Annotated in this window: 24 protein-coding genes; 9 read left to right on the top strand and 15 right to left on the bottom strand. The window is 64.3% G+C overall.

Features of this window, described 5'->3' with window-relative positions; translation table 11 throughout:
• Positions 1 to 154 precede the first annotated feature (154 nt).
• From AC1DJW_RS19055 to AC1DJW_RS19035, 5 genes are all read right to left on the bottom strand, one after another.
• Entirely contained in the window at positions 155 to 325 is a 171-nt protein-coding gene (locus tag AC1DJW_RS19055) for a hypothetical protein (protein ID WP_476902182.1), read from the bottom strand.
• A 9-nt stretch (positions 326 to 334) separates the two neighbouring features.
• Positions 335 to 640 (bottom strand): Dabb family protein, encoded by a 306-nt coding sequence (locus AC1DJW_RS19050; RefSeq protein WP_476902181.1) that lies wholly within the window; start codon positions 638 to 640, stop codon positions 335 to 337.
• Between the two features lies 1 nt (position 641).
• Positions 642 to 2,315 carry a 4-oxocyclohexanecarboxylate 2-dehydrogenase gene (gene chcC1, locus AC1DJW_RS19045; protein WP_476902180.1) on the bottom strand — a complete coding sequence of 558 codons (1,674 nt, stop codon included), beginning with the start codon at positions 2,313 to 2,315 and terminating at the stop codon, positions 642 to 644.
• A 46-nt stretch (positions 2,316 to 2,361) separates the two neighbouring features.
• Complete coding sequence (locus AC1DJW_RS19040; RefSeq protein ID WP_390281928.1) at positions 2,362 to 3,123, bottom strand: SDR family NAD(P)-dependent oxidoreductase; 762 nt, start codon at positions 3,121 to 3,123, stop codon at positions 2,362 to 2,364.
• Between the two features lie 109 nt (positions 3,124 to 3,232).
• Positions 3,233 to 4,018 carry an IclR family transcriptional regulator gene (locus AC1DJW_RS19035; RefSeq protein ID WP_284751547.1) on the bottom strand — a complete coding sequence of 262 codons (786 nt, stop codon included), beginning with the start codon at positions 4,016 to 4,018 and terminating at the stop codon, positions 3,233 to 3,235.
• Between the two features lie 139 nt (positions 4,019 to 4,157).
• Here AC1DJW_RS19035 and chcC2 point away from each other — a divergent pair, with 139 nt between their 5' ends.
• The 5 genes from chcC2 (at position 4,158) to AC1DJW_RS19010 (ending at position 9,670) form a co-directional block, all read left to right on the top strand.
• Positions 4,158 to 5,876: a 4-oxocyclohex-2-ene-1-carboxylate 5-dehydrogenase gene (gene chcC2, locus AC1DJW_RS19030; protein ID WP_476902179.1), complete on the top strand. Its 1,719-nt coding sequence runs from the start codon at positions 4,158 to 4,160 to the stop codon at positions 5,874 to 5,876.
• Positions 5,877 to 5,947: 71 nt separating this feature from the next.
• Positions 5,948 to 6,718: an IclR family transcriptional regulator gene (locus AC1DJW_RS19025; RefSeq protein ID WP_390281924.1), complete on the top strand. Its 771-nt coding sequence runs from the start codon at positions 5,948 to 5,950 to the stop codon at positions 6,716 to 6,718.
• A 205-nt stretch (positions 6,719 to 6,923) separates the two neighbouring features.
• Positions 6,924 to 8,087, top strand: coding sequence for a cytochrome P450 (locus AC1DJW_RS19020; RefSeq protein WP_476902178.1), 1,164 nt, complete (start codon positions 6,924 to 6,926; stop codon positions 8,085 to 8,087).
• Positions 8,080 to 9,336, top strand: coding sequence for an NAD(P)/FAD-dependent oxidoreductase (locus tag AC1DJW_RS19015; protein WP_459342200.1), 1,257 nt, complete (start codon positions 8,080 to 8,082; stop codon positions 9,334 to 9,336). Before AC1DJW_RS19020 ends, AC1DJW_RS19015 begins: the two co-directional genes overlap by 8 nt.
• 10 nt (positions 9,337 to 9,346) lie before the next feature.
• On the top strand, positions 9,347 to 9,670 hold the full coding sequence (locus AC1DJW_RS19010) for a 2Fe-2S iron-sulfur cluster-binding protein (RefSeq protein WP_284751542.1): 324 nt from the start codon (positions 9,347 to 9,349) through the stop codon (positions 9,668 to 9,670).
• Positions 9,671 to 9,673: 3 nt separating this feature from the next.
• On the opposite strand, the gene AC1DJW_RS19005 is transcribed toward AC1DJW_RS19010, so the two are convergent.
• Genes AC1DJW_RS19005 through AC1DJW_RS18995 form a run of 3 tightly spaced genes read right to left on the bottom strand, consistent with a single transcriptional unit; the run spans position 9,674 to position 13,179 of the window.
• Positions 9,674 to 10,612 carry an aldose 1-epimerase family protein gene (locus AC1DJW_RS19005; protein WP_476902177.1) on the bottom strand — a complete coding sequence of 313 codons (939 nt, stop codon included), beginning with the start codon at positions 10,610 to 10,612 and terminating at the stop codon, positions 9,674 to 9,676.
• A gap of 10 nt (positions 10,613 to 10,622) precedes the next feature.
• The gene (locus tag AC1DJW_RS19000; RefSeq protein WP_476902176.1) at positions 10,623 to 11,849 is read right to left on the bottom strand and encodes an ROK family protein; all 1,227 of its coding nucleotides are present in this window, start codon (positions 11,847 to 11,849) and stop codon (positions 10,623 to 10,625) included.
• 10 nt (positions 11,850 to 11,859) lie between these two features.
• Positions 11,860 to 13,179: an FAD-binding protein gene (locus AC1DJW_RS18995; protein ID WP_459342204.1), complete on the bottom strand. Its 1,320-nt coding sequence runs from the start codon at positions 13,177 to 13,179 to the stop codon at positions 11,860 to 11,862.
• 149 nt (positions 13,180 to 13,328) lie between these two features.
• Here AC1DJW_RS18995 and xylA point away from each other — a divergent pair, with 149 nt between their 5' ends.
• From xylA to AC1DJW_RS18975, 4 genes are all read left to right on the top strand, one after another.
• The gene (gene xylA, locus AC1DJW_RS18990; RefSeq protein ID WP_284751538.1) at positions 13,329 to 14,519 is read left to right on the top strand and encodes a xylose isomerase; all 1,191 of its coding nucleotides are present in this window, start codon (positions 13,329 to 13,331) and stop codon (positions 14,517 to 14,519) included.
• Positions 14,520 to 14,538: 19 nt separating this feature from the next.
• Positions 14,539 to 16,041 carry a xylulokinase gene (gene xylB / locus AC1DJW_RS18985; protein WP_459342248.1) on the top strand — a complete coding sequence of 501 codons (1,503 nt, stop codon included), beginning with the start codon at positions 14,539 to 14,541 and terminating at the stop codon, positions 16,039 to 16,041.
• Complete coding sequence (locus AC1DJW_RS18980) at positions 16,025 to 17,101, top strand: Gfo/Idh/MocA family protein (protein WP_476902175.1); 1,077 nt, start codon at positions 16,025 to 16,027, stop codon at positions 17,099 to 17,101. The genes xylB and AC1DJW_RS18980 overlap by 17 nt, the downstream gene beginning before the upstream one ends.
• Positions 17,102 to 17,221: 120 nt before the next feature.
• Complete coding sequence (locus tag AC1DJW_RS18975) at positions 17,222 to 18,436, top strand: ROK family transcriptional regulator (protein ID WP_476902174.1); 1,215 nt, start codon at positions 17,222 to 17,224, stop codon at positions 18,434 to 18,436.
• On the opposite strand, the gene AC1DJW_RS18970 is transcribed toward AC1DJW_RS18975, so the two are convergent.
• Genes AC1DJW_RS18970 through AC1DJW_RS18940 form a run of 7 tightly spaced genes read right to left on the bottom strand, consistent with a single transcriptional unit; the run spans position 18,418 to position 25,677 of the window.
• Complete coding sequence (locus AC1DJW_RS18970; RefSeq protein ID WP_476902173.1) at positions 18,418 to 19,539, bottom strand: Gfo/Idh/MocA family protein; 1,122 nt, start codon at positions 19,537 to 19,539, stop codon at positions 18,418 to 18,420. The genes AC1DJW_RS18975 and AC1DJW_RS18970 overlap by 19 nt on opposite strands.
• Positions 19,524 to 20,222: a ThuA domain-containing protein gene (locus AC1DJW_RS18965; RefSeq protein ID WP_476902172.1), complete on the bottom strand. Its 699-nt coding sequence runs from the start codon at positions 20,220 to 20,222 to the stop codon at positions 19,524 to 19,526. Before AC1DJW_RS18965 ends, AC1DJW_RS18970 begins: the two co-directional genes overlap by 16 nt.
• Before the next feature lie 46 nt (positions 20,223 to 20,268).
• The gene (locus tag AC1DJW_RS18960) at positions 20,269 to 21,273 is read right to left on the bottom strand and encodes a sugar phosphate isomerase/epimerase family protein (protein WP_476902171.1); all 1,005 of its coding nucleotides are present in this window, start codon (positions 21,271 to 21,273) and stop codon (positions 20,269 to 20,271) included.
• A gap of 12 nt (positions 21,274 to 21,285) precedes the next feature.
• On the bottom strand, positions 21,286 to 22,494 hold the full coding sequence (locus AC1DJW_RS18955; protein ID WP_476902170.1) for a Gfo/Idh/MocA family protein: 1,209 nt from the start codon (positions 22,492 to 22,494) through the stop codon (positions 21,286 to 21,288).
• Between the two features lie 34 nt (positions 22,495 to 22,528).
• Positions 22,529 to 23,452, bottom strand: a complete 924-nt coding sequence (locus tag AC1DJW_RS18950; RefSeq protein ID WP_476902169.1) for a carbohydrate ABC transporter permease — start codon at positions 23,450 to 23,452, stop codon at positions 22,529 to 22,531.
• Positions 23,452 to 24,354, bottom strand: a complete 903-nt coding sequence (locus AC1DJW_RS18945; RefSeq protein WP_459342211.1) for a carbohydrate ABC transporter permease — start codon at positions 24,352 to 24,354, stop codon at positions 23,452 to 23,454. Before AC1DJW_RS18945 ends, AC1DJW_RS18950 begins: the two co-directional genes overlap by 1 nt.
• A gap of 3 nt (positions 24,355 to 24,357) precedes the next feature.
• On the bottom strand, positions 24,358 to 25,677 hold the full coding sequence (locus AC1DJW_RS18940; protein WP_476902168.1) for an extracellular solute-binding protein: 1,320 nt from the start codon (positions 25,675 to 25,677) through the stop codon (positions 24,358 to 24,360).
• Positions 25,678 to 25,860: the final 183 nt, after the last annotated feature.

Raw genomic sequence — 25,860 nt, 5'->3', positions numbered from 1 at the left:
CCAGGACTACTACGAACGACACCCCGGAAGATTCCGCCAACGACCCGCCACACCGGCCCCCGCCACACACGCCGGGATCAACCTCCCGCAGACCAAAACACCCCAAAAACCAGCCCAGTGACTCCACACAGCTTGACAACTTTCGGCTCACTCACTAAAGCTGGGCGGGCCTTGCCGTCCATACAGGTTCGATCCGATAGTGGAGGCCCAGCCAGGGTCCGGACATCAGTTCCTCGCTGCCGGCGTCCTGCTTAGGGTTTCCTTGCCAATTCAACGTTGGGTGGTCCATTTCTGCGGACACGTCGGCTCCTTCCTGGTGGTCCATGGAAAATCCCTAGACCGCGAAATCCGTCAGCGCGAAATCCACAGACAGGATCTGCTCGCTGTTTGGGAACGAATACGACTTGAGCGGTTCGTGGAGCGGGTGCGTGTTGTAGACCGCGATGTCCTCGACCTTTTCGAAATCAGCCACAATGGCGTAATCGAACGAGCGCTCTTGGTTGAGGACGTCGGGGCCGTGGGTCAGGCTCACCATGCCGGGGATGTTGCCCCTCATGGCGTTGAGGCCGTCAATCCAGCTCTGCTTGTCCTCAGGCGGGAATCCGGGCTTGAACTTGAAGAGTACGGTATGTCGGATCATGTCAGGCTCCTACCGTTTCCGGGACGGCCTCTGACACGACGGGCGCATATTCCAGGTCCTCGCCTGCAATCGTCCGGCCCGCAATGTAGCCCATGGTCATGATCGGTCCGAGGGTAGCACCGGCGCCCGGGTACCCGGCGGCGTAGGCGTTCTCGGTGGTGTTGCCCGCTGCGAACAAACCGGGAATGGGCTGGTTGTCGACGTCGAGGACCCTGGCGAGCCCGTCCGTGGCGACGCCTCCGTTGGTTCCGAAGGCTCCGTTGACCACTTCCATCGCGTAGAACGGCCCGGTCTGCAGCGGTCCCAACGATGGGTTGGGCCACGGACTGTCGTCGTCGCCCCAGTACTTGTCGTAGGCGCTTTCGCCCCGGCCGAAGTCCGGATCCTCGCCTTTGACGGCGAACTCGTTGAAACGGGACACCGTTGCCGTCAGGTTCTCGGCGGGAACGTTGATCTTCGCAGCGAGCTCCTCCAGGGTCGGTGCCTCGATGAGGTAGCTGGGCGTAGGCTGGCCGACGCGGTGGGACAGGATGCCGTAGGACTCCATGTAGGTGTGGTCGACCATCACGTGCGCGGGAGTGTTCAGGGTCTGGTTCCTGGGGGAGTCCCACGACTGGAGGCAGCGGGCAAGGTCGTTGTAGTTCTGTGATTCGTTGGCGAAGCGTCGGCCGTGGCGGTTCACCATGATGGATCCCGGGCCTTGCCGCTCGAAGCGAAGAAGGGTCCCGATGGGCTGTCCGTCGCGGGTGTCGCCGGTGATCGACATCGGCGCCCACCATGCTTCGCGGGTGCCTCGGGTCTGGCTGCCGATGCGCTGGGCCATTCGCAGGCCATCGCCCGTGTTCGAAGGGGGCGAGCACATCGTGTACAGCCGCGATGCGAGCATCGAGTCCGCCAGCGCCTTGTCCCATTCGAAACCGCCCGTGGCGAGGACCACGGCGTCGTTCGCGTGGATCTGCTCTCCGGATTCGAGCTCGACGCCGGTCACCCGGCTTTCGTCCGTAAGGAGCCGGTGCCCTCGCGCGCCGGTGGCGAGAGCGGCGCCGTCGCGCACTAGGCTGGCGAGCAGCATCGACACGAGAGCCTGACCCTTGGCGACCAGTCCGTCACCTTGGCGGCGGTTCAGCTCCTCCCAAGGAAACTTGGTGAAGGCGCCCCAGGTTTCATATTCCTGCATCGTGAAGGGCGCGCGCCCATCGGTGCGGACGTGGTCGCTCAAAGTGCCGAGCGCGTCGCGCTTGTTGAACAACTGCGGCTCCACGGTGCGGCCGCCTTCCACGGCGCCGGGCAGGTCCTGGCGGTAGTCCGGGAAGTTGTCGAGGAAGATGAAGCGAAGTCCGCACTGCTCCTCGACAAAGCGGAGCATCTGGTCACCGTAGTTCAGGGCGGCATCGAGGAGTTCGGCGCGGCCGCGGCCGCGTGCTACGGCTCGCACATACTCGGCCGCGGCCTCTTTCGAATCGGTGATTCCGGCGTCGCGGGCGTGATGGTTGTCTGCTACCCACAGCATTCCGCCGGACACCGCGGAGGTACCGCCCAGCAGGCCGCTTTTTTCGAGGACGACGACGGACTTCCCAGCGCGCGCGGCCGTGGCCGCCGCGGTAAGGGCCCCGGCGCCGGAGCCGACAACGACGACGTCGTAGTTGTCCGACTCGGTCCCATGGACGAATTTCATTTTGTTACCTTTCGAAGAGGTTCTGTTCGAGGTGTCGCCGCGACGATCAGACGGCGGTGTAGCCGCCGTCGATCACGAGTTCCGAACCCGTGGTGAATCGGGATTCGTCCGAGGCCAGGTACAGCACGCCGTAGGCGATCTCATTGGGCTCGCCTTGCCGGGGCAGGGGATTGGAGCCCACCAACTGCTTGTAGTAGGCCTCGGGCCCTATGTCGGATTGCTCGGCGGAGCGGCGGCTCATGCGGGTGTTCATCGAGCCCGGATGGATGGAGTTCACCCGGATTCCGTACGCGCCGTAGGCCGCTGCGTCGGATTTGCTGAGGAGCCGGACCGCGCCCTTGGTTGCGTGGTAGAGCGGCACGTTCCTGCCGCCGGTGATACCGTGGATGGACGAGAAGTTGATGATGCTGCCGGCCCCCTTGCCGATCATTCCCGGGACCACGTGCTTGGTCATGAGCCAGACGCCCTTGACGTTGACGTTGAAAATGAGGTCGAAATCCGGCACCGAGGCAGTGTGGGATGCCCCGGCCGGGCCGATGATTCCGGCGGCATTGACCAGGATGTCGGGAGCGCCGAGGTCGTCGCTTACCCGCCGGATCGCTTCGGCAACGCTGTCCTCGCTAGTGACATCGACGTCGTACTCTTTGATGCTTTGATGACTGACCGCGGCAGGAATTCCCGCCACGTCAAGGCTCGCGACCTTTGCCCCGTGCTGGGCGAGGAGCGCCGCGGTGGCGCTTCCGAGGTCCCCGCGTCCCCCGGTTACGACGGCGGTCTTCCCGCCCACGCGATGTGGTGTCTGGTTCATTGTGGTGCTCCTCCTGCCGCGACAGTGCGGCCTCTTGCTGCGTCTTAGCAGAGTCGCAGGGGAGCTGTGACGGGAACCACGGGATTGCCGATGAACGGAAAATCTATCCTTAGTGGCTTTGCCTGAGGGTGCCCTTGAGTTTGCCGCGCCAGCCCAAGGCCCGGGAGATACCGCGGGCGGCGGTCATGAGGACGGGCACGCGGGCGGCGGTGTTTTCCTCGTCCCGCGGCACCACCACGCTGAGGGCGGCCACCACCGTACTGTCCGAGCCATAGACGGGGACGGCTATGCCGCTGGATTCGGGCACGATCACCCCGGGCATGGCTGCGAAACCGCGTTGCCTGATCTCGGCCAAGTGGCGGCGCAGGGCAGCGGGGTCGGTGAGGGTTGTTTCGGTGTACTTGGTGAGGGGGCGGGACAGGATCATGTCCTGGTAGGCGGAGGGAGAATGAGCTAGGAGCACCATTCCGGACGACGTCGCATGCACGGGAAGGCGGCCCGCGATCTTGGTGATGTCCACGATGGTGGAGGTGCTGCCGAGCCGTTCGATATACAGGACCTCGTCCGAATCCAACACGCCGAGGGTGGTGCTGTGCTGGACCACCGATTGCACATCCTCCATGAATGGCAGTGCCGCTTCCCGCAGGCCTAGCGTCTTGGATCCTCGGGACGCGAGCTCCCACATCCGGGTTCCGAGCTGGATGTTCCCCTTCGGATCGCGCTCAAGGAGCCGCTCGAGCAGGAGTTCGTCGACCAGCCGGTACGTCGTGGTGACGGGAAGCCCGGTACGGCGGCCAAGTTCGGCCACGCTCATGGATGTGTGTTTGTCGTCGAAGGCGCTGATGATCGTGATGAACCGCCTGATGATCGATTCGCCCGATGCCGAGTTGGCCACAGTTCCTCCTGAAGGATTCCCACTCAATGGTAATCACGCTCCCCGTCCGAGCGTCCAAGGTGTGTCCTGAAGCCTGGCAATCTGCCGGCTGGCCGCACCGAAGCGGGCAGCGGGCAGCCGATGGAATGGAGCAAGAACCGTGAGTAAGACCGTTGCATGTGATGTCCTGGTCATTGGCTCGGGCGTAGCCGGAATGGCCGCGGCGCTGAAGGCCGCTGCCCAAGGGCTGAACGTGATTGTTGCCGAGAAGGACCGGTACTTCGGCGGCACCACTGCTATTTCCGCCGGTTGGGCCTGGGTCCCGGGAAACAAGCAGGGCATGGAGCAAGGAGATACCCGCGAGGATGCGGAAACCTACTTGAGGAACCTCGCCCCGGAGACCTTCAACGAAGCAGGGGTCCGCGACTTCCTGGATACCGTTCCCGAAGCGGTCTCCTTCTTCGAGAATGAGACCGAGGTGAAATTCACCTACCCGGAGAAGGCCCCGGACTACCAGATGGACCTGCCCGGAGCGAAGCTTTCGGGCCGTGCGATCCTTCCGCGGGACGTTGACGCGAGGGTTCTAGGGGACAAGCGGCTCCTGATGCAGCCGTACATGAGTTCCTACACCGTGTTCGGCTACATGCCGCAGGTTGGGCCGGACATCAACGAGTTCTTCCACGTCAACCAATCGATCAAGTCCTTCGTCTATGTCGCGAAGAAGCTGTTGCGCACGTGGTTCGACGCGGCCCGCTACAAGCGTCCCGTCCTGCGCTCCAACGGGAACGCCCTGATGACGCGGATGGTCAAGAGCGCCGATGATTTGGGAGTGCGTTTGTGGAATGCCTCGCCCGCGCTTTCACTTACCCGTGGCGACGACGGCGCCATCACCGGGGCGGTCATCGGCGGTGAACATGCCGCTACCGTGACAGCCCGGATGGGGGTCGTCCTGGCTGCGGGCGGATTCTCGGGCAATAAGAAGTTGCGGCAAGAGTACTTCCCTCACGACGTCGACGGCGACGACCACTTCACGCCGACCCTCGGCCACGGCGGAGATGCTGCAAACCTGGCGATCAGCGCCGGCGGCCGCATCGACGACTCCGTGTTCAGCGTGGGATCCTGGGCGCCGGTGACGGTTTTCAAGTACCTCAATGGCGCCCAGCGACTTTTCCCGCACCTGCGCGCCATCGGGCTCCCGGGCCTGATCGCCGTCGACCGCCATGGCAAGCGCTTCGGAAACGAGGCGCTGAGCTATCACGACTTCGGCGGGGCGATGATCGCGCATAACAAGGGCGAGGACAAGACGTTCGGCTACGTGATCGGCGATGCCAAGACGATGCACAAGTACGGCATCGGGTACGCCAAGCCCTGGCCCATGCCGCGCGGCTATTTCTACCGGACCGGATATTTGGTCAAGGGGAACACCCTTGAGGAGCTCGCGGGCAAGCTCGGCATCGACGCCGAGGGCCTAAAGGCGACCGTAGCCGAATTCAACCCCGCGGCAGAGCGTGGCGAGGATCCGGCCTTTGGCCGCGGCTCCACCCTGTACAACCATTTCCGGGGCGACATGGAACACCTACCGAACCCGAACCTCGCTCCGGTCGGCCAGGGGCCGTACTACGCCGCGAAGATCCAGATGGGTGACCTGGGTACTTTTGCCGGAATCGGTGTCAATGAACGCTCCGAGGTGGTGACGGCCGAAGGCGCCCCTGTTCCCGGCCTGATCGCCGTCGGAGCGGCGGCGGTCAGCGTTTTCGGCGGCGGTTACCCGGGCTACGGCTCGCACATCGGCCCGGCCCTGGTGTTCGGATACAGGGCTGGCCGCGACATTGCCAAGCTCGCTGCGGAGCGTGGGATATCCCGGATCGCTGCGAGCTGAGGACACGGCCGCCCGCGGGCGCTGCGGTCCTGGCGCTGCCGCCCGCGGGCGCCACGTAGGAGAATTTCACTATGGCGAATTCCCCAACAGGTGAATCCGTGATCAGCCGGGTGGTGCGTCTTTTGAGTGCGTTTGACCGGGATTTGCCGAGCATGACGCTGTCCGGCCTTGCGCGCCGGGCGGACCTGCCGCTGACCACCACCCGCCGGCTGCTTGAAGACTTGGTCCTGCACGGCCTCATTGAAAGGCTTCCCGACGGCGATTTGCGGCCGGGGCTGCGGATGTGGGAGCTCGCTGCGCGCGCTTCACGGGCCCTGAACCTCCAGGAGTTGGCACTTCCGTTCATGGAGGATGTCCAGGCGACGGTCCACCAGCACACCACCCTGGCGGTGTTGAACCAAGGCGCCGTGCTGTACGTTGAGCGTCTGTCATCGCCGGATTCCAAGCTCAACGCGGCGCACATCGCCCAAAGAATGCCCATTCACGCGGCATCCTCCGGCCTGGTTTTGCTCGCGTATTCTCCGCCAGCCTTCCAGGACGAGGTACTCTCTGCCCCACTGGCGAAGGTGACTCCTGAGACGATCACGGATCCCTTGCTGATCCGGAAGCATCTGGCGGAGATCCGGCAGCGCGGCTACGTTGCCCTCCCCGGAATCGGCGTTACCGAATGGACAGGCATCGCCGTGCCGGTCTTCGGGGCCAACAACGAAATTGCCGCGGCATTGAACGCGATTGTTCCGCGGGACGAAGCGGACATTCCATACACGGTTCCTGCGCTGCTGACGGCTGCGCATGGCATTTCCCGCGCCCTGAAATCCGCCACGTCTTCGCCGCGCCGCTGACGGTTTTCGGCAACTTGGGCCGATGAACGGAAGTCCTGTGGGCGGGGGCGGGCCGCCGTCGTCATTGTGTATGAGACACGGATCACTATCCCCGGAAAGAAGGACGATGATGTCTGCTCCCATCACAGAAAAAACCAGCGGACCAACTGTGCTGCCTCCGTATTCCCATGAATTGGACTGGCCGGAAGGAATGGCCCCGTTCAAAGTGGTCGACGATGGATCGCAAGGAGATCCCTACGCGCACTATGAATGGATGCGGGAGAACGCTCCCGTCCTTCGGGCTTACTCGCCGGTCTCCGACGTCTGGTTCATCTCCCGGTACGACGACGTCCGCAAAGCGATGCGGGCACCCAAGGTCTTCTCCTCCCAAGTGGTGGACCCGGTTCCGTTGACCTTCTTGACCCTGTTCGATGCTCCGAACCACACCCGCCTACGCCAAGTAGTGGCGCAGGCCTTCACTCCGAAAGCCATTGCCCGCTTCGAGGAGCGGGTCCGGGAAAATGCGCACAAATACCTCGATCCCATGATCGCTGCCGGAGGCGGGGACGCCGTGGACGACTACGCCATTCCACTGAGCATGTCCACCATCAGTGCCCTCCTTGATGTGCCCGCCGCGGACTTCGAGAAGATGAAGTTCTGGTCCGACGAGACGTTCAGCTACTTCGGCAGGCTCGCCCGCAATGCGGAGGGGACCGGCACGGATGAACAAAGCACCTTCGAGTTCTTCGCCTACCTGAAGGACACCATGGAACGCCTCTACCGCGAGGAGAGCGAGTCCGTGGGCGGCCACATCGCGAGGATATGGAAGGAAGGCCTGCTCAGCGAGAAGGAGGCCAAGGAATTGTGCGCGTTCGTCTTCGTTGCTGGACACGACACGACGACGATCCTGCTCGCGAACGCCTTCAGGCTCTTCAGCGAACATCCTGAATTGCTGGACCGGATCCGCGAGCGTCCCGAGGACGCAAACCTCTTCCTCGAGGAGTTGGCCCGCTACCGGGGGACAGTGCAGCGCGTCAGCCGCATCACCACTGAGGAAGTCGAAGTCGCCGGGATAACCCTGCCTGCCGGAGCCATCGTCCGACTCCTGCCGGCCGCGGCCAACCGGGACAGCGCCAAGTATCCCGACGGCGAGACGTTCGACATCGACCGTAACAACGACGGCCACTTGGGCTTCGGCCACGGCGTGCACAGCTGCCTCGGAGCCCCCTTGGCCCGGCTGGAAACCCTAGTGACGATCGAAATCCTGGCGCAGAAACTGGGTGCCCTGATCCTCGATCAGGACAAGCCGATTGAGTACGTTCGCGGAAACAACCTCACGAACTCGGGCCCGGAACACCTGCACGTGAAACTGGAGAAGTTCAATGCCTGAGCAGCAGATCCCGAATGAGCACCAGCAGCCCGTGGTCATCATCGGTGCCGGCCATTCCGGCGTCGCGGTTGCGGCGGGACTCCGCACCCGGGGGTGGCGCGGCCGCATCCTGCTGCTCGACGCCGAAAAGGAGACGCCGTACGAGCGCCCACCGCTGTCGAAGGAACTCCTGAAGGCTGGCGCCCCTGACGAATCCACGTTACTGCGCAAGGAAAAGTTCTTCCTGGACAAGGGCATTGAACGGCTGGGAGGACTCAGTGTCGAGTCCATCGACCGTTCTGGCAAAGCTGTCATCCTCTCCGACGGCAGCCGCCACGCCTACCACCGCCTCGTGATTGCCACCGGTTCACGGGCCCGGGCCTTGACCGTTCCCGGCGCCGATCTCCCAGGTGTCTTGGCTTTGAGGACCAAGGACGACGCGCTCGAACTCAAGCGCGTCCTGGTCGCAGACGCCCGCGTTGCGATCATCGGTGCCGGCTACATCGGCTTGGAAGTCGCAGCCGCCGCGGCTGCGCGGGGCTGCCAAGTCACGGTCCTCGAGTTCCAGGACCGGGTCATGAGCAGGGTTACCTCGGCTCCCGTTTCCTGCTTCTTCGAGAATATCCACCGAGAAAAGGGTGTCCGCTTCGTCTTCGGCGCCGCGGTCACCGCCATCGAGGGAGTAGGCCGGGCCGAGCACGTACAGACGGCCGACGGCGCCCGGTTCCCCGCCGACGTCGTCCTCGCCGGAATCGGCGTGGTCCCCAACCAGGAGATCGCCGAAGCTGCCGGGCTGAACTGCAAGGACGGAATCTTGGTGGACGACCACGGCCGCACCTCAGAGCCGGAAATCTACGCCGCTGGCGACGTCACCCGCTTCACGAGCAGAATCGACGGCCAAAGCCAGCGGCTTGAGTGCATCCAGAACGCGATGGCCCAAGCGGACAGCGTGGCCGCGCACATCACCGGCCAAACGCCCTCGGAGCCCGAGATTCCCTGGTTCTGGACCGTTCAGCACGGCGTCCGCCTGCAGACCGCGGGTGTGCGGCACCCCGACGACGACATCATCGTGCGGGGAACGCCCGCGGACGGAAAGTTCTCGGTGGTCTATCTGCGGAAGGGGCGGCTTTCCGCCGTCGACACCGTGGGAGGCCTCAGTGACTTCCGCCCGGCCAAGAAACTCATCGCCCAGGCGGCGGCAATCGATCCCGCGCTCGCCGCGGACCCCAGCATTCCATTGACTGGCGCTGCATTGCAGCCCTCGCATTAAAGGACCCACCATGAGCAACAACAAAGTAACCGTCGTCGACCGTGAAGGCGCCACCCACGACCTTGAGTGGGAGCCGGACCAGACCCTCATGGAGGCCCTCCGGGACAACGACCTTCCGGTACTGGCCTCCTGCGGCGGCACCGCATCCTGCGCAACCTGCCACGTGTTCCTGGAAAAGGACGTGTTCGAAAACTTGTCTGAACGCAGCGAGGATGAACTCGAACTGCTCGTCGAAGCCGAGGGCTACCAGGAATTCGGCTCCAGGCTCTCCTGCCAGGTCGACTTCAGCCAGAATCTCGACGGCGCCACAGTCACGCTGGCGCCTGAGGGGTAGGCGCTAGGAGCGCTGGCCCTGTCCGGGCAGTTTGTACCGGATGCCCCAGCTGGCTTCCCAGGCCTCCCCGGGTTCGAGCCAGCGCAGGCCTTCGCCACTGTTGAAGGCATCGGCGGGCGCCGTCATGGGTTCAACCGCGACGGCAGTCACCATGCCGCCGTCGGTGGCGAAGTCCGTGGTGGTGAAGGCCTGGACGTAGCCGAAGGAGGCATCCATGGACATTTGCACTTGGCTGCCGTCTGGCGCTTCGAGATAGTGCAGCGAGCTTCCGTCCTCCTCACGGCGGACGTCGCTCCAGGCGTCGTCGAGGTCAACTGAGCCAACCAGCTGGCCCATGCGGAAGTCGTTCCTGGTTCCGGCGACGTCCGTGGTGATTCCGCTTGGGTTGAGGCGTTCGTCCACCTCGATGTGGGTATCGGCGTTGATGTAGAGGGTGAGTTCTTCCGTGGGCACGCTGCCCAGTTTGAGGAAAGGATGCGTGCCAAGCGCGACGGGTGCGGACCGGGTTCCGGTATTTTCCAAGCGGTGTGTGACAAATAGGCCGTCCTCAACGAGTCGGTAGCGGACGGACGTCGACAGTTCGAAGGGGTACCCCGGCTGTGGCGAGATCCCGGCGTCGAGCGTTATGCTGTCCGTGGTGTGGGCGCTGACCCCGTAGGGAGAGTGCGTCAGCAATCCGTGCAAGGCATTGCCGTTTTCCGGCTCGGTGATGTCGAGTTGCTGGACGACGCCGTCGTAGCTCCATGTGCCGCCAGCCACCCGGTTGGGCCACGGGACCAGGACCCAGCCCGCGCACCACGGTGGTTTGGCGCCGGCGGGATAGTCCTGGATGAGGGCGACGCCGTCGACGTCGAGCTCCCGCAGGCTGGCGGCGATTTCCGTGACGACGGCGCGCTGGATGCGCCCGCCAATGCTTGCAGTGAGTTCAAAGTGTTCGCCCATGGGCGAACTGTCAGTGGACATAGTCGACCTTACTAAGGGGAAGCGCAGCTAAGGCGCCGGCGGGATCCGCGAGGAATTGCGTGAAGGCCAGTTCGGCGGCTCCAATCATCATCAGATCCGAGCCGAGGGCAGCCCGGTAGATCTTTACCTGACCGGCCGGGCCGTCCATCGCTTGGGATTGGAGCGAGCTGTCCAGCGTCCCGGGAGACAGCGCGTGCAAGATGCCGAGGAAGCCATCCAGGACGATCGCTTCCGGGTTGAAAGTGTTCACCGCATTCCGCAATGCGATGCCAAGATACTCGAGCTGGCGTGCAACTTCCGTGTCCACGGCCTCGCTGCTGTTCTGGCGAAGCGCTTGCTCAAGTTCACCGGCATCCCCGCCACCGATCCCGGCGAGTTCAAAAAGCGGTGACTGGGAGACTTCGGTTTCAAGGCAGCCCGTGGCCCCGCAATGGCAAGGTTTGCCGGACGAGCGGACAAAGGTATGTCCAAGTTCCCCGGCGTAGCCGGATGTTCCGCGAAGCAACTCCCCATCAGCGATGATTCCGCCGCCGATACCGCTGGCGCCACCGTTGAGGAAGATCAGGTTCTTCTGCCCCGCACCTGCCCCGAAGAGGAGCTCGCCTTCGGCGCCCAGCGATGCGTCGTTGGCCGCGTGGCATGGGTAGCCGGTGGCCTCGCCGAGCATGCGGGCCACCGGCTCATCGCGCCAGCCCAGATGCGGGGCATGCCGGACTACGCCGTCGTCGCGGTTGACGAGCCCGGGCACCGCGATACCCACGCCCATCACCCGGTACGAGGTATCGAGCTCGGACCGCATTCCCTCGATCACTGCGGCGGCGATGTTCACGGCTTCCTTGGCCGTCGGGATCCGCTCGGTGTCGAAACGGATCTTCTTCTGGACCTTCCCGCCGAGGCCGACAAGGCCGATGGTGACCGCATCGATCTCCGGGTTGACAGCAAGGGCAGCTATCGAGGGCCGCGGGTGGACGATCGGGCTGGGCCTGCCGACCTGCGCTTCACCGGAGGGCGCCGCCTCATACACCACTTCTAAGTTCACGAGTTGCCCTATCAACGCCCCTACCGTGGACCGGTTCAGGCCCGTGCGTTTCGTCAGCTGCGCACGGCTGAGTACGCCGTTGTGATGGACAAGGGAGGTCAGCAGCGCCATGTTGTTCCGCCGCGAAGGATCGGGCTCGCTGGCGGTGACGGGATTTCGGGTGGGGGAGGGCATCATCGCGACAATATCAGCTCCCAAACACCGTTCGGTCCAGGAAGTCGTTGCGGAACTTTCCAAAAGGATCCAGGCGCTCAGCCAGGGCGATGAAGTCGTTGAAGCGAGGGTACAAGGGCGCGACGGCGGCAGCACCGGCGTCGAACAGCTTGCCCCAGTGCGGCCTCGCCGCGAACGGAGCCAGTTCCGCCTCAAGCAGCGGCAGGATTGCTTCGACCGCCGGCTGGTCCTGGCGCCAGGTGAAGTGCAAACCGATGCCGTCGCGGCCGTAGTTGGCGCTCAGCCAGAGCTGGTCCGCCGCCACCGTGCGGATTTCGCCGACCAGCAGCAGGGGAGTCACGACGTCGGAGAGCCTGCGCATCGTGCGGAGGGCGTCCACTGCGTGCTCGCGGGGGATGAGGTACTCGCTTTGCAGCTCGTCACCTTGGCTGGGAGTGAATTCCATCCTGAAATGGGCCAGCCTGTCGGACCACGGCCCGGCAATGCCGAGCTGCTGCGTGCAGTTGCTGCCCGATACGCCGGGAAGGGGGTGCCGGGCTTCCGTTGCCGGGGTGCCACCGAAGAAATCCGAGATTGCCGGTGCCGGATCGCCGCTGCGCCTCTTGAGCCACGCTTGGCCCACTGTCTCCCCGCTCCAATCAGTGAACAGGCTGACGCTATAGGCCGAGGAGGTTATCTGGTCGAAGTTTTCCAGGACGAGATCCCAGTCGAGGTTTTCGAAGACGCTCTGGGCGACGTCGAAGCTTGGCTGGATGTCCAGGGTCAGTTTGGTGACGATGCCGAGTGCGCCGAGTCCCACCACCATCCCATCGAAATCCTTGTCGCCGCGGCGCACACTGAGGATACTGCCGTCCGCCGTGACGAGTTCCAGACCGGCGACGGCGGTGGCCAGGTTGCCGTTGGCGTCACCGGAGCCGTGCGTGGCGGTGGCGACAGCCCCTGCCACCGAAATGTGCGGGAGCGATGCGAGGTTGTGAAGGGCGAAGCCTTGGCGCTGGAGTTCTGCCGCCAGGGTTCCGTAACGCGTGCCGCCGCTCACGGTGACGGTCATGTTCGCCGGATCCACAGTGATGCCGGGTTCCAGCTGGTCCAGCACCACGAGCGTGCCGTCCGTGTCCGCGATGGAGTTGAAGGAATGCCGGGAGCCCAGCGCGCGGATCTTCTTGGCGCCTGCCACGAGTCCCTGGAGCTCCTCCACGCTGGCGGGATGGGCGAGCTGCGGTGCCTGGTAGCTGTAGTTTCCTGCCCAGTTGCGTTCCGCCACCAGCTGATCAGTCACGGTTGAATCCTTCGTTCGAGGCTCTACGGCCTTATTTGATGTCCACCCAAACATAACGGCTGGGTCGGCCGGGCGCTAGATCTTTTAGGACTTTTTCGCCGGTGGGATGAAAAATTTTGCTTACTCCAAGTGGTTGACATCACGGAGATTCGTAATATGTTGGATAGCGAAACAAACTCCACATCGACTACCCGGAGCACTCAATGACGATTCAGCCCACCCGTGAAGACAAGTTCTCGTTCGGCCTTTGGACCGTGGGTTGGGAGGCGCAGGACCAATTCGGTTCCGCCACCCGCCCTCCCCTGGACACCGTGGAAGCCGTCAACCGGCTTAGCGACCTTGGCGCCTACGGCATCACTTTCCACGACAACGACCTGTTCCCCTTCGGCTGCTCGGCTGCCGATCGCCAGCGCGAGATCGACCGGTTGCAGGGAGCGCTCAAGGCCACGGGGATGATCGTTCCCATGGTCACCACCAACCTGTTCAGCCACCCCGTCTTCAAGGACGGCGGCTTCACGAGCAACGATCGCGGCGTCCGCCGCTTCGCCCTGCGCAAGGTGCTGGACAACATCGATCTCGCCGCTGAACTCGGCGCCGAAACTTTCGTCATGTGGGGCGGACGCGAAGGCAGCGAGTACGACGCCGCCAAGGACATCCGCGGGGCCCTCGAGCGCTACCGCGAGGCCGTCAACCTGCTGGGCGACTACGTCACGGACAAGGGCTACAACATCCGCTTCGCGATCGAACCGAAGCCGAACGAACCCCGCGGCGACATCCTCCTCCCCACCCTGGGCCACGCCCTTGCCTTCATCGAAACCCTGGAACGTCCCGAACTCGTAGGCATCAACCCCGAGACCGGCCACGAGCAGATGGCCGGGCTGAACTTCACGCACGGCATCGCCCAGGCCCTGTACCAGGGCAAGCTCTTCCACATCGACCTCAACGGCCAGCGCAGCATCAAGTTCGACCAGGACCTGGTGTTCGGCCACGGTGACCTGCAGAACGCTTTCTCCCTGGTGGACTTGCTCGAAAACGGCGGTCCCGACGGCGGCCCCTCCTACCAGGGCCCGCGCCACTTCGACTACAAGCCCAGCCGCACTGAGGACATCGATGGCGTGTGGGACTCTGCGGCCGCGAACATGCAGACCTACTTGCTGCTCAAGGAGCGCGCCAAGGCATTCCGTGCCGACCCTGAGGTCCAGGAAGCCCTCCAGGCATCACGGGTGGCTGAAATCAACGAGCCCACCCTGAATCCGGGCGAAGGCTACGAGCAGTTGCGTGCGGACAAGTCCGCGTACGAGGACTTCGACGTCGACGCCTACTTCGGCGGCAAGGGCTTCGGATTCGTGAAGCTCCAGCAGCTCTTCATCGAGCACCTTCTCGGAGCACGCTGATCCCGTGGCCACTGCTTCCTTGAACCTTGTTGCCGGGGTTGATTCCTCTACTCAAAGCTGCAAAGTGGTGGTCCTGGACGCGGAAAGCGGTGAGCTTGTCCGTTCGGGGCGAGCGAGCCACCCGGACGGGACGGAGGTCCATCCGGACGAGTGGTGGCGGGCGCTGTCTGAAGCGTTCGACGACGCCGGCGGCCTGGCCAATGTCAGCGCACTGTCCGTAGGGGGCCAGCAGCACGGCATGGTGCTGCTGGACCGCGAGGGCAATGTGGTGCGGCCGGCGTTGTTGTGGAACGACACCCGCTCTGCCGGATCCGCGGAGGATCTCACCGCAGAAGTAGGGGCGGAGGACTTCGCCCAGCGGACCGGGCTGGTGCCGGTGGCTTCATTTACGATCACGAAGATCCGCTGGATCAGGGACCACGAGCCCGAAAGCATGGCCAAGGTGGCCGCCGTCGCGCTCCCTCACGACTGGCTCACGTGGCGTCTCCGCGGTTACGGTCCAGCGGGCTCAAGCCCGCTGGGGCCAGACCTGGACGAACTCACCACCGACCGCTCGGACGCCAGCGGCACCGGCTACTGGAGCCCGCTGACTGGACGCTACGATCTCGACCTGTTCAAACTGGCATTCGGCCAGGACGCACGGGAAGCCTCGGGCGGGTCACCGACGGCGGCGCCCGGCGTCGTCGTCGTGCCCCGTGTGCTGGGCCCGGGCGAAACCGCGGGGCGTGTGCACCCGGCGTGTTTCGGGGGTACTAGCGCAAGCAGTGCTGTCGAGGGCGGGATCGTGCTCGGCGTCGGGGCGGGGGACAACGCCGCAGCGGCGCTTGGGCTCGGAGCCAAACCCGGCGACGTCGTGGTGTCCGTGGGTACCAGCGGTACAGTGTTCGCCGTCGACTCTTCACCCGGGCACGATGCGAGCGGGACCGTGGCGGGCTTCGCCGATGCGAGCGGTGAGTATTTGCCCATCGCGGTGACCCTGAACGCCGCCCGAGTGCTCAGTTCGGTTGCCGCAGTGCTCGACGTCGATTTCGACGAGCTGTCCAGGCTCGCCCTTGAAGCTGAGCCTGGCTCGGGAGGCGTGGTGCTGGTGCCGTATTTCGAAGGGGAACGGACTCCCAATCTGCCTCACGCGAAGGCCAGTTTCCACGGCCTCAGCATCGCCTCCACCACCCGGCCGAATATCGCCCGGGCCGCCATCGAAGGCATGCTGTGTGGACTCGCCGGAGGGCTGGATGCGCTGCGTGACCAGGGTGTCCGTGCGGAACGATTGCTGCTGATTGGCGGTGCCGTACAGAATCCTGCCGTGCAACGGATTGCGGCCCAGGTGTTCGACCTCCCCGTGGTCGTTCCGAGTCCCGGTGAATACGTGGCCCGAGGGGCGGCTGTGCAGGCAGCGTGGGCGCTCGCAGGGTTCCGCCCGGACTGGCCTGTGGCCCTGGACGCCACACCTGAGCCGGATTTCCGAGCTTCGATCGGCCAGAACTACCGGAAGGCCAGTGTGCGCGTTGACACCGACGCCTGAACCGCTGCTCGTCAGGACGCCGCTTCTGGATTCCCTGGACCAAGATCCGGTGCCTGCATCGGGCGATCCCGTCCGGTGGGGAGTCATTTCCACCGGACGGATCGCGTCGACCGTCGTGCAGGACCTCGCGCTCCTGCCCGACGCCGTCCTGCAGTCTGTGAGTTCCCGGACCCAGGAAAACGCGGAGGCGTTTGCCGCCGAGCACGGTTTCCAGGGCGCCTATGGCGACGACGGCGGGCTTCCGGGATACCAGCGTCTGCTCCAGGATCCTGCGGTAGATGTTGTCTATGTGGCAACGCCGCACACGAGGCACTATGCGGTGACGAGGGCTGCCCTTGAAGCCGGGAAGCACGTGTTGTGCGAGAAACCGTTGACCATCAGCGCCCGTGAAGCAGCGGATCTGGTCCGGCTGGCCCGTGAGAGAAGTCTGTTCCTGATGGAAGCCGTATGGACCCGCTTCCTGCCGAGCGTGCAACGGGCAGCGGAAATCATCGCATCCGGCGAACTCGGCGAGATCCGCTGGGTGCAGGCAGACCTCGGGTTTCCGGCGCCGTCTCATCCCGAATCCCGGCTCTGGAGGCGCGAAGACGGGGGAGGCGCCTTGATGGACGTTGGTGTCTATCCCCTGACGTGGGCGCTGTTTAGCCTGGGACGCCCCAACTCGTTGTTGGCCACGGCGCACATCACGGATGGCGGAGTGGATTCCGAGACCGCACTGACGTTGTCCTACTCGTCGGGGGCGCAGGTCCAGGCCATGACGTCATTGACCGCGGCCACCCCGCAGACGGCCACCGTATGCGGCACGAAGGGGATGCTGCACTGCAATGCGCCCCTGTTCAATCCAAGCGAGCTAACCATCACCTCCGGCTCCGGCGAGCAACGTGTGGAGAAATTCGCTACGGTCGGCCATGGCTATACGTACCAGTTGCGCGAAGTGATTCGCTGCCTGCAGGAGGGCCTGCTCGAGAGCCCCACGATGCCGTTGGCGGATACCCTGACCACCATGTCCCTGCTGGATGAAGCACGCAGGCAAGCGGGAATCAGCTACCCGGGGGACTAGGGGCAGGGCAGCACCTCGGCAAGTGACCAGCGCCGCACGGCACGGTCCAAATGGCCCGGAACCGCGGAACCCTGAATGATGATGAAGATCACCTTGTCAAAACAGGATCCTGGAGGAAACATGCCCGCCACGCCGTCGCCCGGGAGAGTGGGCGATGTCCGCAGGCAGAACCTGGCACTCGTGCTCGACGGGATCCAGGGGAACGGCGGGGCCACGCGCGCGCAGCTTGCCGCGGAAAGCGGCCTGACGAAGGCCTCCGTTTCGAGCCTGGTAGCCGATCTGCTTGAGTCCGGCCTGGTGCTGGAAACAAGTGTCACCCGCGACGGCGAACGGGGACGGCCCGGAACCGGTCTTGTCCTCAATCCGGCTCGCGGCGCTTTGGCCGCGGAAATCAATGTGGACTACCTCGCGGTGGGAGTCCTGGACTTCGCAGGGAAACTGGTCTTCCACGAAACCCTTGAACGGCACAACCGTGGGAGCCGGCCTTCCGACATCCTGCCGCTCCTCGTCGCGATGGCTCAGCGGGCAGCGGCAAAGGCGGCGGACGCGGGCGTCGAGCTTCTTGGCGGGGAACTGACGGTGCCCGGATTGGTGGATACGGAACACAACGTGGTGGTGGCCGCACCGAACCTGGGGTGGGCCGACGTCGGGCTGTCCGAAGAGCTGCCCCGGCTCCTGCCCGAAGCCCCCTTCGGAGTGACCCTCTCGAACGAGGCCAATAGCGCCGCGCTCGCGGAACTCTGGTTTGGCCACGGCGCAGATCACGGTACAAGGGATCGGTTCCGGGACTTCCTGTACATTTCCGGCGAAGTGGGCGTTGGTGGCGGCCTGGTCATGGCTTCCCAGCTCTTCGACGGCCCCCAGGGTCATGCCGGTGAGATCGGGCATGTGGTGGTGCATCCCGACGGCCCGCTGTGCGCCTGCGGCGGCCACGGCTGCCTTGAAACGTTCGCGGGCCAGGACGCCATATATTCCGCTGCTGGAATGGATCGGGATTCGACCACGCGGCATATGGCCCACTTGCTGCAACTTGCCCACGACGGCGACGAACTCGCGGTTTCAGCGGTGGAACAGGCCGGACGGTATCTCGGAATCGCGGTGGCCTCCACAGCGCGGGTGGCGAACATTTCCGCCGTCGTGCTGGGCGGTCATTTCGCCGTACTCGAGGAGTGGATCGCTCCCGCGCTGCGCCGGAGCTTGGACCACCACGCACCGGGACTGATCCCGGAAGGAAACCTGGCGTTCTCCGGACTGGGGCAGACGGGGGACCTCAGGGGCGCCGCAGCAACCTCAGTCCGGAGAATTTTGAGCCAGGCCTACGAACTGATTCCCTGAACCTCCGCGAGCGGGGCCGCCAGCGCGGTCAGCTCCACGAGGTCCGGCCGTGCCACCGTGCTTTCGATCGACACCGCTGAGCCATTGTGGGCGGATGCGAGCACCGATTCCATGACCTCGAGCGCGTGGAACGCCAGTTGGCCGCCCGCGCGCGGCTCGGCGCCGGCCGGGGTGGCGGCGAGGTCGGCGATGCCGAAGCCCCTGCCCGAATCGATGTAGCCGGCCGAGACCGGAAGGGTCTGCCACGAGTCGGTGCCAAGGGTGAAGAGCTGGACGTCGCCGTCGAAGTGGTTCGGATCGGGAACCACCAGGGACCCTGCCGCGCCGTGGATCTCGATGTTGGCCGACTTGGTTTTCACCGCGTCGAAGCTCATCACCAGCGTGGACAGGGCGCCGGAGGCGTGGACCAGGACCCCGGTCACGTGCGAATCGATGGTCACCGGAATCACCTCGCCCTCGCGCGGGCCAGAACCAATGGTGCGCGTATTCCGTGTGTGGCTTGCGGCCCCAATGACCGAGACCACCGGGCCCAGCAGCGTGACCAGGGCGCTCACGTAGTAGGGACCCATGTCCAGCAGCGGTCCGCCGCCGGGCTGGTAGTAGAAGTCCGGGTTGGGGTGCCACCGCTCATGTCCCGGGGTCACCATGGTCGCCGTGGCCGAGATCGGCGTCCCGATCAGGCCGTCGTCGATCGCTTTGCGGGCGGTCTGGATTCCGGTGCCGAGCACCGTGTCCGGCGCGCAGCCGACCACGACGCCGGCCTCCCGCGCCGCGTCCAGCACTTGCCGTGCCTCGGCGGTCGTCGCAGCGAGCGGCTTTTCCCCGTACACGCTCTTGCCGGCGGCAATCGCCTTCAAAGCGATCGGCGCATGCGCGGCCGGAATCGTGAGGTTCAGGACGAGTTCGACGTCGTCCGCCGCCAGGAGCTCGTCGACCGTCACCGCGCGGACGCCGTCGTAAGAATCCGCGACCGCCTGCGCCCGTGCGGGATCGAGGTCCGCGACGGCTACCAGGTCAATCGCTTCCAGTCGTCGGAAATTTGCCAGGTACTGGGCAATGATGGCCCCGCAGCCGATGATTCCTACTTTTAGCGAGTTGCCCACAGCATGCCCCTTTCGATGATGGTGCGGACGTTGCTGTCCTGGAGGATTTCCACGCGGTGGCCCGGGGTGCAGACGAAGATCCGTCCTTCGGCCCACTGCCGGGTCCAGATCGCAGGGGAGGTGACCTCCCGGTTCCACTGGTCCCAGTCGCGGACCTTCTGGGTGGTGGTGGCGAGGACGTCGATGTAGTCGTCAGACAGGACCCAGTACTGCTCGGTGACCAAATCGAAGTCGCCGATTCCCTGCGTGATGGGGTGGCTCTCGGCGGCAGGCAGCATGTTCACTGTGTACGGCACGTAGTTGTCCGACTGTTCGCCGGTGCGTTCGTCCGGATGTTTGCCGGGGTGGCAGGCGAACTGGCCGCCGATCATATGCAGGTAGTCTGAGTTGTTCCGGTAGGAATCGGCGATGCCGCCGTGCCAGCCGGCAAGTCCCGTGCCGTTTTCGACGGCGGTGCGGAGCCCCTCGAACTCGTCTTTCTCGATGGTGGACATGGTCATGCACTGCACGATCAGGTCCACGCCGGCCATATATGCCGAATCGGCATATACCTTCGGGGATTCCTCCACCCGGACGTCGTAGCCGTTGTCCTTGAGGAACGGGATGAAGAGTTCTGTGGCTTCGAATGGCTGGTGGCCATCCCAGCCGCCACGGACCACCAGGGCGGTCTTCTTGTCAGTCATGGTTTCCTTTGCATAGAAATACGGCCGGAGAGCCGAAAACGAATGGTCAGCGGCTTGAGAAGGCCGCGTCGAAAGCGGCGACAGGCGGGGCGATGGCTGCGAGTTCCCGGACCATGGCCAGGGATTGCGGTGCTCCCACGAGGCGGTCCATGCCGGCGTCTTCCCACTCGACGCTGGTTGGACCCTCGTAGCCGATCGCATTGAGCGTCCGGAAGATCGGCTCCCATTTCACGTCGCCATGGCCTGCGGTGACGAAGTCCCAGCCCCGGCGCGGGTCCGCCCATGGAAGGTGGGATCCGAGCCGGCCATTGCGGCCATTGAGCTGGCGGACGGATTCCTTGACGTGCACGTGGAAGATCTTCGGCGCGAAATCCTGGAGGAACATCACCGGGTCCAGGTCCTGCCAGATGAAGTGGGACGGATCGAAGTTCAGCCCGAAGCTCTCCCGGTGGCCCACGGCTTCCAGGGCACGTTTCGTCGTCCAGTAGTCGTAGGCGATCTCGGAGGGGTGCACTTCCAGGGCGAAGCGGACCCCGACTTCGTCGAACACGTCCAGGATCGGGTTCCAGCGGTCCGCGAAATCCTGGTAGCCGCGCTCAATCATCGCCTCCGAGGCGGGCGGGAACATGGCCACTGCCTTCCAGATGGAGGAGCCCGTGAATCCCGTGACGGTCTTGACGCCGAGGCGTGCCGCGGCCCGTGCCGTGACCTTCATGGCCTCGGCAGCGCGTTGGCGTACCCCTTCAGGATCGCCATTGCCCCAAACCTCGTCGGAGAGGATGTCCCGGTGGCGCTCATCGATGGGGTCGTCGCACACGGCCTGGCCCGTGAGGTGATTGGCAATCGCGAAGACCTTCAGGCCGTTCTTCTCGAGGATGTCGAGGCGTTCCTGGACATAGCCGTCGTCCACGGAAGCGCGGTAGGGATCGAGGTGGTCGCCCCAGCAGGCGATTTCGAGCCCGTCGAAGCCCCACTCGCCGGCAAGGCGGGCGACCTCTTCGAACGGCAGATCGGCCCATTGGCCGGTGAACAGTGTGATGGGTCTTGTCATCGGGGTTTCCTCCTAGACTTTCTGCCAGCGGCTGGACTCTGCGGCGCTGCCTTCCACGGCGGCCAGGACTTTTTGCACCTGCAGGGCATCAGCGAACGACGGCGAGGGCTGCTCGCCTGCGCCGATCGCGGTCACGAGGTCCACCACTTGGTGCGTGAAGCCGTGCTCGTATCCGAGGCCATGCCCGGTGGGCCACCAGTTGCCGACATAGGGGTGTTCGGGTTCCGTCACGAAGATCCGGCGGAATCCGGCGTCGGGGGATTCCGCGGCGTCGTAGAAGGACAGGACGTTCATCTCTTCGAAGTCGAACGCGAGGGACGCCTTGGTCCCGTTGACCTCCAGGCGCATGGCGTTCTTGCGTCCCAGCGCGAACCGCGTGGCCTCGAAGACCCCGACGGCGCCCGCGGAAGTAGTGCCGCCGTCGAGCCCGTCGCCAGAAAAGCGGGCGGTGAAAATGGCGGCGTCATCGACGGTGACCGTGCCGCGCGGCGCATCCGCGCCGACATCGCCGTGGCCGCCCAACCCGACGAGGTCACCGGCGAGCGGCCGTTCGTGGACGAACGTTTCCAGGAGCGCAGAAACGCCTGTGATCTGCTGCCCCGTGACCCACTGCGCGGCGTCGATGCTGTGCGCTCCGATGTCGCCCAAGGATCCCGATCCGGACTTGGACTTGTCCAGCCGCCAGGTCATGGGCGCGTTTTCGTCGCTGAGCCAGTCCTGCAGGTACTGTGCCCGGACGTGCCGGATGTTTCCGAGCCGGCCCTGTTCGACCATCCGCTTGGCCAGCGCCAACGCGGGGGTGCGGCGGTAGCTGAACCCGCACATCGAGATCACACCGCGAAGGGCTGCGGCCTGGGCGGCTTCTGTCATGCGCTCCGCCTCGGCCACGGAATTGGCCAGCGGCTTCTCGCAGAGCACGTGCTTCCCGGCTTCAAGGGCTGCGATCGCGATCTCGGCGTGCGTGTTGCCCGGGGTGCAGATGTCGATGAGGTCGATGTCGTCCCGTTCGATGAGCCGGCGCCAATCCGTCTCCACGGATCCCCAGCCGAGCTTGCGCGCGGCGGCCCGGACGCCGTCGTCGTTCCGGCCGCACAGTGCGGTGAGCTGGGGGTCCAGCGGGAGATCGAAGAACCGCGGCGCTGTCCGCCAGGCGTGGGAGTGGGCGGCACCCATGAACGCGTAGCCGACCATGCCGACCCGCAAGGGCTTTGCGGTAGTCATTGTGTTTCCTTTCGTGCTTTTCAAGAAGCGTTGGCTATTTGCTGAATCCTGCGGTCAGTCCGCTGAGCAGCTGGCGGCGGGCCACCACATAGATGACCAGCAGCGGCAAGGTGGCGAGCACCACGGACGCCAGTACGGCGGGGATGTTGACACTGAATTCGCCCTGGAAAGTCCACAAGGACAGCGGAAGAACGCGGGTGGACGGGCTCTGGGTCAGGATCAGCGGGAACAGGAACCCGTTCCAGACTCCCAGCGCGTTGTAGATGCCAACAGTCACGACGGCGGGGCGCGTCATGGGCAGCGCGAGTCGCCACAGCATGGCCCAGTCCGAGCATCCGTCGAGCCGCATGGACTCGAACAACTCGTTGGGAACATCGCGCATGAAGTTGCTCAAGATGAGGACGGAAATAGGAATGGCGAACGCGATGGAGGGGAGGATCAGCGCCAACAAGGTGTCATAGAGATGCGCCTTGGTGATCATCCAATAGATCGGGATGATCGTGGCGTGCAATGGAATCGCCAAGCCAAGGAGGAACGTGTTGTTCGTCCACGTCAGGAACCGGCCCTTGCCCCGGACGATCGCGTAGGCGGCCATGAACGAGACCAGGAGCGCCGGCACGACGCTGCCGACTGTGACCACCAGGCTGTTGAAGAAGTACATGGCGAAGTCGTTGTCCAGGACCAGCTTGTAGTTGTCCAGGGTCGGCTCGGTGGGCGGCATCATCGGGTTCGAGGTGAAGAACCCGGCCTGGTTCTTCAGGCTGGTCACCACCACGTAGTAGATGGGAACGATGATGATCGCCAACCAAAGCCAGCCGCCCAGGCCGCCCAGATAGTTGGGGCGGAGCCGTCCGGGGCCTTTGGCGCCTTTTGATCGCTGGCCATGATTGTGGCCTTGCTTGTTGCTTAGCGCGGTGCGCCTTGCCGGCGGTGCGGGAATCTGGGTTGTGGAAGCCATCAGGCACCTTCCAATTGGCTTGCGTTGCGGTTCTTGCCACCGAGTCTTTGCAGGAGGAGGGCCAGGGCAAGTCCGATCACCACGAGGATGACGCCCAGGGCGCTCGCCGCTCCCATGTCATTGGCCTTGAAGCCGGTCAGGTACATGTGGAGCGGTAGCAGCCGCGTGGAATAGCCCGGGCCTCCGCCGGTGAGGACAAAGACGAGGTCGAAGTAGGCCAGTGAGCCGACCACCATGAGGGTGGAGGACGTGATGATGGTGTACTTCAACTGGGGCAGGGTGATGGCGAAGAACTGCTGGACGCGCCCGGCGCCGTCGATTTGGGCCGCTTCGTAGAGCGACGCCGGGATCTGGCGTACGCCGCCTTGGTAGATGAGCGTGTGGAACGGGACAAACTGCCAAGCGATGACGAACACGACGACGAACAGCACCAGATCCGAGTTGCCGAGCCAGTCCTGGGCGAGGAATGGAAGACCCAAGCCCGGACCGAGGCCGAAGTTCGGGTCCAAGAGGGCCTTGTAAGCGATGGCGACGGCCGCGGAGGACAGCAGCAGCGGCACGAAGTAGAGGACGGCGAGGGCCGCGCGGTATTTCTGGGATGCGGAAGTGAAGACTCCGAGGAGCAAACTGATGGGAGCCTGGACGATGAACGAGAAGAACATGATCTTGGCGGTGACCCACAGGGCATTGCCGGTGACGGGATCAGTCAGGACCGTGGTCCAGCTGGACAAGCCGTCCAGCTTGATTTCGCCCAGCCCGTCCCATTTGGTGAAGCTGAGGAAGAGCACGCCGAAGAGCGGGATGATGGCGAAGAGGAGGAAGAAGACGAGGGCTGGTGCGGCCAGCCACCCCGACGGGCCCCTTTCAAGGACCCGCCGGGAAGAACCGGTTGAGGTAGACACTGGTTATTTTCCGATCGTTGCGTTCATGGTCGAGACGAACTGATCGGGGCTGATCTTCTTCAGGAAGATCTGGTCCAGGTTCGCCAACATGGCGTCTCCCTGGGCGGGGCTGAGGGCCTGGTCCCAGGAGAGGGTGAAGCTCGGGGCGTTCTTGGCCATGCCGTACACGTAGCTCAGGAAGTCCTTGTCCGGCGATGCGGCCAGTTTGCTTTCGATGCCCGTGGTCACGGGAACGGCTCCGGAGTCGATCAAGGCCTGCGTGTCGGCGTCGGTGAACATTCCGCTCTTGACGTAGTCGAGGGCTGCCTTCTTCTGGCTATCAGTGGCCTTGGAAGAGATCGACCAGAAGTTGGAAGGGTTGCCCACGACGTTGGCCGGATCGCCCTTGCCGCCGGAAACGGTGGGGAAGGTGACGTAGCCCAGCTTTCCGTTCTTGACGAAGTCCGCGGCGTCCTTCTTCATGCCCTGGTAGATCCAGCCACCCTGCAGGATCATGGCGGCCTTGCCGGTGTAGAGGAGGGCCTGGTCTGCGTTGCTGTCGGCGGCGATGGAGGAGAAGCCGTTGGCGAATCCGCCGGCGTCGACCAGGTCCTGGATCTTGCTCAGGGCTTCCTTGACGGCAGGATCGGACCAGGCGCCGGGCTTGTTGGCGGCGATGTTCGCGAAGACATCGGGTCCGCCGATGCGCTCCACGAGGTATTCGAGCCACATCAAGTCAGGCCACTTGGATTGGCCGCCCAGGGAGAAGGGAGCGATTCCCGCGGCCTTGAACTTCGGCACCAGGGCCATCAGTTCATCCCAGGTCTTGGGGGCCTGGGCGCCGATCTTATCGAAGACTTCCTTGTTGTAGTACAGGACCACGGGCTGCACGTTGTTGTTGGGCAGGGCATACGTCTTGCCGTCGATCACGCCGTTCTTGAGCACGGACGGCAGGTAGCGGTTCTTGACATCCGGGTTTGACGATACGAAGTCCGACAGGTCGGCCACCTGGCCGGCGTCGACATAGGACTTCAGCACGCCACCGCCCCAACCGTAAATGAAGGTGGGTCCTTGGCCGGCGCCGACGGCGGTGCGCACTTTGGTCTTGTACGCGTCGTTCGCGAAGAAATCGAGCTTGACGGCCTCGTCCGGGTGGGCTTTGTTCCATGCATCGATGGACTTCTGGAGTACGGGCTGGTTACCGCCCGTGAGGCCCCACATGGTGGCCGAATCGGCGTTGCCTGCCGAACTTGCCGGTCCACTTGATCCGCAGGCTGCGAGGGAGATCGATACGGCCGCAGCAGTAACGGCGATCGCTGCTGAACGCAACGTGAGTTTTACCATTTGCAATTCCATTCGTCCTCCGGGCTCGACGTTGATTGCCCGGCTTTGCTTTCGGGAGTCCGGCCGTCAGGGGAGAGGCTGCACTGCCGCTGAATATGCTTGATCCGAATCTTCGAAATATTTCGACAATATTTTCGGTCCGTTAGGCAAATTTAGCTGTGGCATGGGTCACCGTCAAGGCAA

The sequence above is a fragment of the Arthrobacter sp. 05L417 genome (assembly GCF_056397865.1).
The sequence above is the reverse complement of the archived record's forward strand: the minus strand, read 5'-3'. Positions and strand labels throughout refer to the sequence as shown.